Source organism: Streptomyces sp. MB09-02B, assembly GCF_033794485.1.
Taxonomy (GTDB): domain Bacteria; phylum Actinomycetota; class Actinomycetes; order Streptomycetales; family Streptomycetaceae; genus Streptomyces.
Map to the genome: position 1 here is coordinate 1 of NZ_JARGEE010000861.1, position 1,360 is coordinate 1,360.

At 68.7% G+C, this 1,360-nt stretch carries 1 protein-coding gene; it reads right to left on the minus strand.

What is annotated here, in order from left to right; genetic code table 11:
• Nucleotides 1-71: 71 nt before the first annotated feature.
• Nucleotides 72-1,307, minus strand: a complete 1,236-nt coding sequence (locus tag P1P70_RS44680) for an IS701 family transposase (RefSeq protein ID WP_413471696.1) — start codon at nucleotides 1,305-1,307, stop codon at nucleotides 72-74.
• Between the last annotated feature and the right edge of the window lie 53 nt (nucleotides 1,308-1,360).

Sequence of the window (1,360 nt, forward strand, 5' to 3'; positions counted from 1 at the left end):
CGAGTGCCCACGACGGCGGTAGTGGCAGTGGCGGGCCACCGCCTGGCGTCGTCGACGCCAGTGCGACCAGCTCAACGCGTGGGTGAGGGTGTGAAGGTCTCGGGGTGCGTGAGCCGCCAGGAGTCGCCGCACTTCCGCCACGGTGAGCTCGATGACCACGGCATCCTCACCGGTGGATCCCCTTTTTCGGCTGCTCGCGCGCTCATCGCCGCGAGGAAGGCGTGGGCGAGCATGGCCAGGGTGATGTGTCGATACCAGCCGACGTAGCGGCGGACTTCGTACTCGTCCAGACCGCACTCGTTCTTCGCCGCCTGGAAACACTCCTCGATCGCCCACCGGGCGCCGGCGACGCGCACCAGTTCATCCACTGCGACATCCAGCGGTGCGTAGCCGAGGTAGTAGGCAATCTCGTCCGGCCGGCTCAGGCTGCGTCGTGCCAGCGCCCACCGCCGACGGATCAACACGCCGTCCTGGTAGTCGTATTCGGCTACTGGCCGCAACTGGACGGCCGCCCAGTCGTACTCGCGCTGACCCTTCGCGCCGTCGCCGCAGGAACGACGTTCCCATGCCTGGTCGGGGGCCTGCTCGAAGGCCCTGTCGATGCGTGGGCCAGCCAGGGAGAACTGGGACTTGGGGACGGCCAGGACGTAGCCGACGCCAGATGTTTCCAGCATCCGGCGGAAGCGGTTGTCCTGTCCGTAAGCGGCGTCCGCCGTGACCCAGGCGATCGGCAGCGGCGAGGCCAGCGCCCTGCGGACGATCGTCGCCGCGAGGGTGTTCTTGGTGGCGAACTCCCGCTGATCGGGGACCTTGGCCGCGCGGCAGCGGTCGCGGTCGTCGGTCCAGGACGTGGGCAGGTAGAGCTCGCGGTCCACCAGGGCGCGGCCGACTGTGCTGGTGTAGGCGGCGAAGACGCCGATCTGGCAGTTCTCGGTGCGGCCTGCTGTGCCGGAGTACTGCCTTTGGACGCCGGCGGAGGTAGTGCCCTTCTTGAGGAACCCGGTGTCGTCGATGATCAGTACCCCGTCGGGGCGGCCGAGATGTTCGGCAACGTAGGTCTGCAGGTCATCGCGGATGTCGTCGGGGTTCCAGCGGGCTCGGGAGAGCAGGTGCTGCAGTCCGTCGGGGGTGGCGTGGCCGACGTGTTCGGCAAGTTGCCAGCTGTTCTTGCGAGCCACCGGGGCGAGTAGTGCGCGCACGTAGTCCCGCATGCGGCGGCGTGGTTCGACGCGGCCGAAGTGGTGCCCGATGGTGGTGAGGAGGCGGTCCAGTTCGCGGTCCCAGGTCTCGGCTGCCTGTTCGGTGATCACGACCCGAGGCTTCCCAGGGCACGGGGCGACCTTGCCGTCGTGGGCACTCC